General features: G+C 65.9%; 7 protein-coding genes and 1 pseudogene. 3 read left to right on the top strand and 5 right to left on the bottom strand.

Going from position 1 to position 8,301, the window contains the following annotated elements; genetic code table 11:
* Together BLU18_RS09955 and BLU18_RS09950 are read right to left on the bottom strand one after the other, a co-directional pair.
* Nucleotides 1-830, bottom strand: a pseudogene (locus BLU18_RS09955) (hypothetical protein); the annotation flags it as partial.
* Between the two features lie 300 nt (nt 831-1,130).
* The gene (locus BLU18_RS09950; RefSeq protein ID WP_176791223.1) at nt 1,131-1,919 is read right to left on the bottom strand and encodes an SIMPL domain-containing protein; all 789 of its coding nucleotides are present in this window, start codon (nt 1,917-1,919) and stop codon (nt 1,131-1,133) included.
* Between the two features lie 152 nt (nt 1,920-2,071).
* Between BLU18_RS09950 and BLU18_RS15190 the strand changes: the two genes are divergently transcribed.
* The 3 genes from BLU18_RS15190 (at nt 2,072) to BLU18_RS09940 (ending at nt 4,379) form a co-directional block, all read left to right on the top strand.
* Complete coding sequence (locus tag BLU18_RS15190) at nt 2,072-2,194, top strand: hypothetical protein (protein ID WP_281241037.1); 123 nt, start codon at nt 2,072-2,074, stop codon at nt 2,192-2,194.
* A 120-nt stretch (nt 2,195-2,314) separates the two neighbouring features.
* A complete protein-coding gene (locus BLU18_RS09945) occupies nt 2,315-2,632 on the top strand; it encodes a cupin domain-containing protein (RefSeq protein WP_092634533.1) in 318 nt (105 codons plus the stop codon).
* Between the two features lie 136 nt (nt 2,633-2,768).
* Complete coding sequence (locus tag BLU18_RS09940) at nt 2,769-4,379, top strand: long-chain-fatty-acid--CoA ligase (protein ID WP_092634531.1); 1,611 nt, start codon at nt 2,769-2,771, stop codon at nt 4,377-4,379.
* On the opposite strand, the gene BLU18_RS09935 is transcribed toward BLU18_RS09940, so the two are convergent.
* The 3 genes from BLU18_RS09935 to BLU18_RS09925 form a co-directional block, all read right to left on the bottom strand.
* A complete protein-coding gene (locus BLU18_RS09935; protein WP_092634529.1) occupies nt 4,376-4,888 on the bottom strand; it encodes a gamma carbonic anhydrase family protein in 513 nt (170 codons plus the stop codon). The two genes, BLU18_RS09940 and BLU18_RS09935, sit on opposite strands and share 4 nt — an antisense overlap.
* A 41-nt stretch (nt 4,889-4,929) precedes the next feature.
* Nucleotides 4,930-7,524 carry a heavy metal translocating P-type ATPase gene (locus BLU18_RS09930; RefSeq protein ID WP_092634527.1) on the bottom strand — a complete coding sequence of 865 codons (2,595 nt, stop codon included), beginning with the start codon at nt 7,522-7,524 and terminating at the stop codon, nt 4,930-4,932.
* Nucleotides 7,525-7,612: 88 nt separating this feature from the next.
* Nucleotides 7,613-8,191 carry an AsnC family transcriptional regulator gene (locus BLU18_RS09925; RefSeq protein ID WP_092634525.1) on the bottom strand — a complete coding sequence of 193 codons (579 nt, stop codon included), beginning with the start codon at nt 8,189-8,191 and terminating at the stop codon, nt 7,613-7,615.
* Nucleotides 8,192-8,301: the final 110 nt, after the last annotated feature.

The following is an 8,301-nucleotide window of genomic DNA, read 5'->3' as shown; positions in this document are numbered from 1 at the left end:
TCACCGTACTGGTTGTTGACGTCGAGCGTGGTGACACGCGGACGCTGCACGGTCACACCGGGGGCGTTGTTGCTCCCGTTGGTCGTGTAGCGACCAGTCGCCTGGTCCTGCGGGATGTCCGGCACTTCGAGGGTGACACCCTCGTCGTTACCGGCCGTCTTCACGACGCCGCCCGAGATCGAACCGCCAAGTTCGATGTCGGACTCGCCCTGGTAGACGTTCGCGCCGTCGTAGACGGTACCTTCACCGTCGTAGACGTCGAAGGAACCACTACCGCCCGGACCTGCGCGCTTCGAGCTTGAGCTCGAGATGTCCTGAACGGTGAAGACGTTCGACGCGGTGGTCTGAACGTCGATACTGGAAGCGGTGTCAGAGTCGTTGACGTAGATGGTGACGTCCTTCCCGGTGTCACTGCTGACCTGCGGGTGGGTCAGGTCGAAGTTGACCGTGAGGGCCATATCGACCGTGCCACTGCCGGTGGGACTGTATGCGACTTCAAGAGTGTCGTCGTTACCGTCTCCGTCGGGGCCGTCAACGATGCTCAGGCTGGAGCTGTCCGAGATGCTGGAACCGCTGCTGCGGTTCTCTGCGCTCTCGGTGTTCGCCGCCAGCGTCCCATCGGTTGCATTGTACTCGTCGGGAAGTTCGACGTAGAACACGTCGTCGTTCCCGTCCTTACTGACGTTGTCAACGTTGTACGTCAGTTCGTGTGTAACTGTATCGCCTTCCGTTGGCTGATCGTTAGTCAGGTTCGGCGCCTGAATGTTCTCAGCCGTTGCCGCAGCAGTGCCCGAGAGCGCCACGGTTCCAGCGAAGACGCTGAAAACCATGAGCGCCGCCAGGATTACTGCGCGGGCTTTGTCGTTATAGTCTGTCATTTTTGAATCATTTTTCGCAGTGACAGTCCAGAGGTCGTTCCTCTTTCGTGCCGATTTGTGGTCTGGACGATCCAGCCACTGGTAGGGGTAATGGGTACAATGTGTAACCAGGGTAAGTACTTTGTGTCTAATCGATTAGGACCATCTATCTCGAAAGACTAGATATCGGGCGTTTCATCGGTTTGAACGGGCGAAAACGCTGAACAATTGGCGAGAGACGACGAAACGAGATCAGAGAGATAAATGCCGACCCTAGGTCGGCGTCCCAGTGGCGCTTCGATTCGCTGGTCCGGCGCGGTACACCACCTGTACCGTGGTGGTAACGGTGACCGGGCCGGAGTCGAGGTCCGAACCGGCAACCTCCGTCGGAGCTGGCGCCGCCGTCGCGGTGGCGTATCGCTCGTCGGCAGGTCGGGGCGAACCGCTCTCGGCCGTTCGAATCACCTTCACGCCGGTCACGGTGAGATTCGCGGCGCCGGCGAGCGCTCGCGCCTTCGAGCGAGCGTCGGCCATGGCGGCCTGTCGAGCCCGAGATTCGAGTTCACGCTGCCGGTCGGTCGAGAGAGTGAAGGAGACGTCGTTGATCTCGGTCGCACCGTTCTGGACCGCGGTGTCGATTATCTCTCCGGTTCGGTCGGGGTCCGAAACGGTGATTTGGAAGTCATGGGAGGCGCGGTACTGAATCCGTGGCTCGTCGTCCTCTTCACGGGGCGGGACGCGGTCCTGATAGATATCGTACCGGACGGTGGTGATTTCGTCGTCCTCGATACCGATGTCTTCCAGCGCGGAACGCATCCGCGACGTGTTCTCGGCGAGTTGCCGTCGGGCGGTCGCGGCGTCGGGCGCGGTGGCGACGACGGCCACTCGAACGATTGCTTGATTCGGCTCGGCGTCCGCACTCCCGCTTCCAGAGACGCGGATGGTGCTCGCGTCGTTGGCTGTCGACTCGTCGGCCGACGAAGACTGGTACGTGCTCGTGGAACAGCCAGCGAGCACGAGCAGGAGCGCGACGCCGACTGCGATTGCGGTTTGTCGCTGCATCACAGATGCCTGTCGAGCGGCGTGGATAAATGCGTCAGGGAGGCACAAACGGATCTTTGAGAGATAGTGCGGACCACACTTCCCCGAAAGCCCGCCACCGAAGGTGACCGGTGACGCAGAATTGATACGGGTGGGCTGGCTCTGCATCGAGCATGCAGCGACCGAGACGGCCGGTGGCGTCGGGCGTCGACGAGACCGACAAGGCGGCGACGACCGGACGACGGGCCTTCGGGCGCGACGCGCGGCCGAACCCGACATCACGGACCGATAGCTGAGACCGCACTCCTCGTCGCCGTCGGGACGCGCGAAGAGCAGGCGGAACTCGCGGCGCTGGTCGAGGCCGAGTGACCGCCGAGAGCCGAGCCTTTTTGCTCGCGCCGGCCCAGCGTCGAGTCATGTCACACTCGCTCGTGAACTATCGTGACGTGGACGCCGTCGGGGGCGGCCTGCATTTCCTCCGTGACGCGCTCGACTGCTCGAACCTCGGCGTCTCGGTGCTCGACGTCGACGCCGGCTGGAGCGGCAAGCCACACGACCACGCCGACGAGGGCGAGGAGGAGGTGTACGTCCTCGTCGAGGGCGCGGCGACAGTCACCGTCGGTGACGAGGCCGTCGAGCTGTCGGCCGGCGACGCCCTCCGCGTCGACCCCGAGACGACTCGACAGATAGACACCGAAGAATCGTCGCTGTTCGTCATCGCGGGCGCACCCTAGGCCGGGTCGTCGCTCGTCGTTTTTTGTCGCCGACCGCATCACCGCCAGCCGAAGGGCCGATTCGCGATATATTGTCGTGTGATACCATTTATTTGCCCACAAAAACAATTATGGATTCTCGTGAACACCATCGGGTATGCAGAAGCCGCTCTTGGTGACGGATTTCCTCGACAGGGCGCGCGAGCACTACGGTGACCACGAGGCCGTCGTGGCGACGACGGGGGACCGGTACACGTACGCCGAACTCGGTGAGCGAGCGGACGGGTTCGCGGCGGCCCTCCAAGACCGGGGTATCGAGAAGGGCGACCGGGTGGCGGTGCTCGACCCCAACACCCACTACCACCTCGAAGCGGCGTACGGGGCCATGCAGTGTGGCGCGGTCCACACCCCACTCAACTACCGCCTCACGACCGAGGACTTCGCGTACATCCTCTCGGACGCCGGCGTCGACGCCGTCTACGCGGATTACGAGTACGCGGAGAAAATCGAGGCGGTCCGCGACGAGGTGCCCACCGAGACGTTCGTGACGAACGACCCCGCCGCCGTCGACGGCGACTGGGAGGGGTTCGACGCCTGCCTCGACGGCGCCGGCGACTACGACCGGCCCGAGATGAGCGAGGACGAGGTCATCACCATCAACTACACGTCGGGGACCACCGGCGACCCGAAGGGCGTGATGCGAACCCACCGGACCGAGACGCTCCACGCCTACATCGTGACGATTCATCAAGACATCGCGGACGACGACGTCTACCTCTGGACGCTCCCTATGTTCCACGTCAACGGCTGGGGACACATCTTCGCGGTCACGGGCATGGGCGCGAAACACGTCTGTACCCGCGGCGTCGACGCCGCGTCGATTTTCGACACCGTCGTCGCCGAGGACGTCTCCTACCTCTGTGGCGCGCCGACGGTGTTGAACCGCCTCATCGACCACTACCGCGACGGCGACCCCCAGACGGCGGGCGACAACGACGTGCGCATCGCCACCGCCGGGTCGGCGCCGCCGGAGGCGACCATCCGCACCGTCGAAGACGAGTTCGGCTGGTATCTCAGTCACGTCTACGGTGCGACGGAGACGGGACCACTCGTCACCACCTCTGACGCCCGCCGCCTGTTCGACGACGACGACCCGGACCGCTTCGCCGTCAAGAAGCGACAGGGACTGGGCTATCTCGGCACCGAGGTCCGGGTCGTCGACGAGGGCGGCGAGGAGGTCCCCCGCGACGACGAGACCATCGGCGAGGTGGTCGTGCGCGGCAATCAGGTGATGGAGGGCTACTGGAACCAACCGGAGGCGACGGAGCGGGCCTTCTCCGAGCGAATCGAGGGCTACTACCACACCGGCGACTTGGCCACCGTCAACGAGAACGGCCTCATCTCGATTCAGGACCGGAAGAAAGACATCATCGTCACGGGCGGCGAGAACGTCTCCAGCATCGAACTCGAAGACACCCTGTTCGAGCATCCGGCGGTCGGCGACGCGGCAGTTATCCCCGCCCCGAGCGACGAGTGGGGCGAGGAACCCAAGGCGTTCGTCGTCCCCACCAACGGCGACGTAGCGAATCCGGGCGTCACCCCCGAGGAGCTGATTTCGTTCACGCGCGAGCGACTGGCGGGGTTCAAGGCGCTCAAGCAAGTGACGTTCGTCGAATCGCTCCCCACCACCGCGACGGGGAAAGTCCAGAAGTACGAACTCCGGTCGCAAGAGTGGGAGGACGAAGAGCGGATGGTCGGCGAGGGTTAGTCGCGCTCGACGACTCGCGACGTGTCGGCGTACTGGGCGCCGCGCATGACGTACTCGTCGGCGGCGCTGGCGCCGAGTTCGGGGTCGTCCAGTTCCTTGACCACCTCGGCGGGCGTCCCCGCCACGAGCGTTTCGGGCGGCACGTCCGTCCCTTCGGTCACCACACTCCCGGCGGCGACGACGGCGCGTTCGCCCACCGTCGCGTCGTCGAGGACGACGGCGCCCATCCCGACCAAGGCTTCCTCCTCGACGGTGGCGGCGTGGACGATAGCCGAGTGGCCGACCGTCGCGCGCCGCCGGAGGACCGCGTCCTCGTGGCAGACGGCGTTGTCCTGGACGTTCGCCTCCTCGCCGACGACGATTGGATAGTGGTCGCCGCGGAGCGTGACGTTCGGCCATATCGAGGCGTCGCGTTCGACGGTGACGTCGCCGATGACCACCGCCGCAGGGTCGACGTAGGCGTCCGGGTGGACATCGGGTTCCATGCCGTCGACGGCTCTGAGTACCATGCGCGCGCCTTCGCGACAGGAGGATAAAGGGACTGCGGGGTTCAGCGGAGCCAGCCCAGCAGTCGGTAGTCGTGGTCCGGCGTGTACCGACGGAAGAGGAGGCTGTTTGTCAGCACGGAGACGCTGGAAATCGCCATCGCCACCGCGGCGAGGACGGGTTGGAGGAGGCCGAGCGACGCCAGCGGAATCATCGCGGTGTTGTAGCCGAGCGCCCAGACGAGGTTCTGCTTTATCTTCGAGAGCGTCGCCGCCGAGATGCGGATGGCCTTCACCACGTCAAGCGGGTCGTCGCGCATCAGCGTCACGTCCGCCGCCTCGATGGCCACGTCAGTCCCGCTTCCGATGGCACACCCGACGTAGGCCACCGCGAGGGCGGGGGCGTCGTTGACGCCGTCGCCGACCATCATCGCCCGCCGGCCCTCGTCCTGAATCGCCTCGACGGCCTCGGACTTGTCCTCTGGGAGCACCTCGGCGCGGACGTTCTCGGGGTCGATACCCACCTGTTCGGCCACGGCGCGGGCCGTCCGCTCGTTGTCGCCCGTGAGCACCATCACGTCGATGCCGCGCTCTCGGAGGGCGGTCACGGCGTCCCGTGCGCTCGGTTTCACCGTGTCCGCGTCGGCGACGACGCCGAGGAGTTCGCCCGCGCCGTCGGCGGGGACGCGACCGACCAGCATCGCCGTCTTCCCCTCGCGTTCCAGTCGCGTCATCGTCTCGGCGGCGGGTTCGGGGTCGATACCGTTGTCGCGGAGGAGTTTGCGGTTGCCGACCAGCACCGTCGCGCCGTCGACGGTGGCCCGCACGCCGTGGCCGGGGACGTTCTCGAAGTCGTCGGGGTCACCGACCTCGATGCTGCGCGCCTCGGCGCCGTCGACGATGGCGCGAGCGAGGGGGTGTTCGCTGCCGCGTTCGGCCGTCGCGGCGAGGCGGAGCACCTCGGACTCGTCCGGGTCGGCGTCGGTCGGTTCGAGTTGGCCGCCGTCGGTTGCCGCCGCGCCGTCGCGGATAGCCACCACGTCCGTCAGCTCCATCTCGCCTCTGGTGAGGGTGCCCGTCTTGTCGAAGACCACCGTATCGACGTCTTTCGCGCGTTCGAGTACGTCCCCGCCCTTGAACAGGACGCCGTGTTGGGCGCCGATTGTCGTCCCGACCATCGTCGCGGCGGGGGTCGCCAAGCCCAGCGCGCAGGGGCAGGCGATGAGGACGGCGGAGGCGAAGACGACGACGGCGAACTCGAAGACGGAGACGGTGCCGCCGGCGACGGCGGGGCCGCCGGCCACGAGGCCCCAGAGCGGGAGCCATCCGACGGCGCCCGCGAGTACCTCGGGGAAGAGATACCAGACGACGCCCCAGAACAGGGCGTTGCCGATGACCGCGGGGACGAAGTACGCGGAGATGCGGTCCGCGAGATTCTGGATGTCTGGCTGGCGGGACTGGGCCTCCTTGACGGTCCGGACTATCTGTTTGAGCGCCGTGTCCTCGCCGACTTTCGTCGCCTCGACGACGAGGACGCCGTTCTCGTTGATGGTCGACCCGACTACCTCGTCGCCCGCCTCCTTCTCGACGGGGATGGACTCGCCGGTGACCATCGACTCGTCGACGGCCGACTGCCCGGAGACGACGACGCCGTCGGTCGGAATCTTCTCGCCGGGGCGGACCTTCATCCGGTCGCCGACGGCGACGTCTTCGAGTGGCACCTCCGTTTCGTTCCCATCATCGTCGACGAGCGTCGCCGTCTCGGCTTCCATCTCCAGTAGTTTCCGGAGTGCCTCGCCGGCCTGCCCCTTCGACCGGGCTTCGAGGTAGTTGCCAAGCGTGATGAACACGAGGATGAGCGCCGCGGTGTCGAAGTAGAGACTGCCGGCGATCAGATCGAGGAGGACGGCCACGGAGTAGACGTACGCCGTCGACGACCCCAGCGCGATGAGGACGTCCATGTTGGCGCGGCGGTTCTTCACCAGCGCCGTGTAGGAGTTCTTGTAGAACGACCAGCCGAGGACGAGTTGCACCGGCGTCGCGAGGGCGAACTCGGCCCAACCGAAGTCGACGCCGAAGAGGCTATCCGGGATGACACCGCCGCCGAGGAGGAACTTCTCGGCGAGGAAGAAGAGGAGAGGCGCGGCGAGGACGGCCCCGAACAGCGTCAAGCGTCGCTGCCGCCGAATCTCCGCATCGCGGGCGGCGTCGCGGGCGTCCCCGCCCTCGTCATCGTCGCGTTCGCGGACGGGCGAGTAGCCCGCGTCCTCGATGGCGTCGTAGAGAGCGTCGACGGTGGTGGCGGCGGGCACGTAGGTGACGCTCGCCTCGTCGGTGGCGTAGTTCACCGTCGCCTCGACGACGCCGGGTGTCGCCTCCAGTGCCGTCTCGTTGGCGTCGGCGCAGTTTGCACACGACATGTCCGAGACGGTGATGGTCACCGACTCGGTGACGACGCCGTAGCCCGCATCCTCGACGGCGTCGACGACGGCGCGAAGCGATACCGCGTCGGGGTCGTACTCCACGCTCGCCTCGTCGGTGGCGAAGTTGACGGCCGCGTCCTCGACGCCGTCGAGCGATTCGAGGGCGTCGCCAACCGTCGCCGAACAGTTGGCACAGGACATCCCCGTCACGTCGAGGTGGACAGTTCGGGTGCTCATTACCTACTCCTACGGGACCCTCGTTTAGTTCGTTTGCGCCTTCGAGAAGCCGAACCGAACGCCCCGCACACTTTCGAATCGAAAGCGCCTACGCGCCCTCGGAGAGCCGTTCGTACTGGTCCTCGAACCGAGTGCGACAGGAGGGGCAACAGAAGTGATAGACGTCGCCGTCGATGCGCGCGGACTCGCCCTCGCTGTCGACGGTGTTGCCGCACTCGACGCAGGTGACGGCGAACGAGGTGCCGTCGAGCGACGGCGTCCACTCGGCGTCGTCGACGAGCGTCACCGAGTAGTCGGCGATGCCGACGAGGGATTCGACCCACTGGCGGACGTTGTGGCTCTCCGCGCGCCCGTAGAACCAGACGCCGCCCTCGGCGGTGACGAACACGTGTTCGACGCCGTCAGCGTCGGCGAGTCGCGCCCGGAGTTCGTCCACGTCGTCGGGACTCGACAGTCGCACGAACACCGGCACGCCCGCGCGAAGCACCGACCGGTCCACGTCGACGGTAAAGCCCTCGATGATTCCGGCCTCTTCGAGTCGCGTCACGCGGTCGGAAACGGCCGGCCCGGAGAGGCCGACTTCCTCGCCGATGGCGCTGAACGGCCGCCGCGCGTCTTTCGCGAGCAAGGACAGAATCTCGATGTCCGTCTCGTCGAAGTCTCGCATAGGTGGACGGACGGACTGGAGACACAAGATTCGTTCGCCCCGTACGTTCGATTCCAAAGTAGAATCTCGAAAATACGCCGCTCTCGAAAGGACAACGCAGAAAGTGTCCC

This window comes from Haloplanus vescus (genome assembly GCF_900107665.1).
Lineage (GTDB): Archaea > Halobacteriota > Halobacteria > Halobacteriales > Haloferacaceae > Haloplanus > Haloplanus vescus.
Note: the sequence above shows the minus strand (reverse complement) of the source record. Positions and strands in the feature narration are given on the sequence as shown.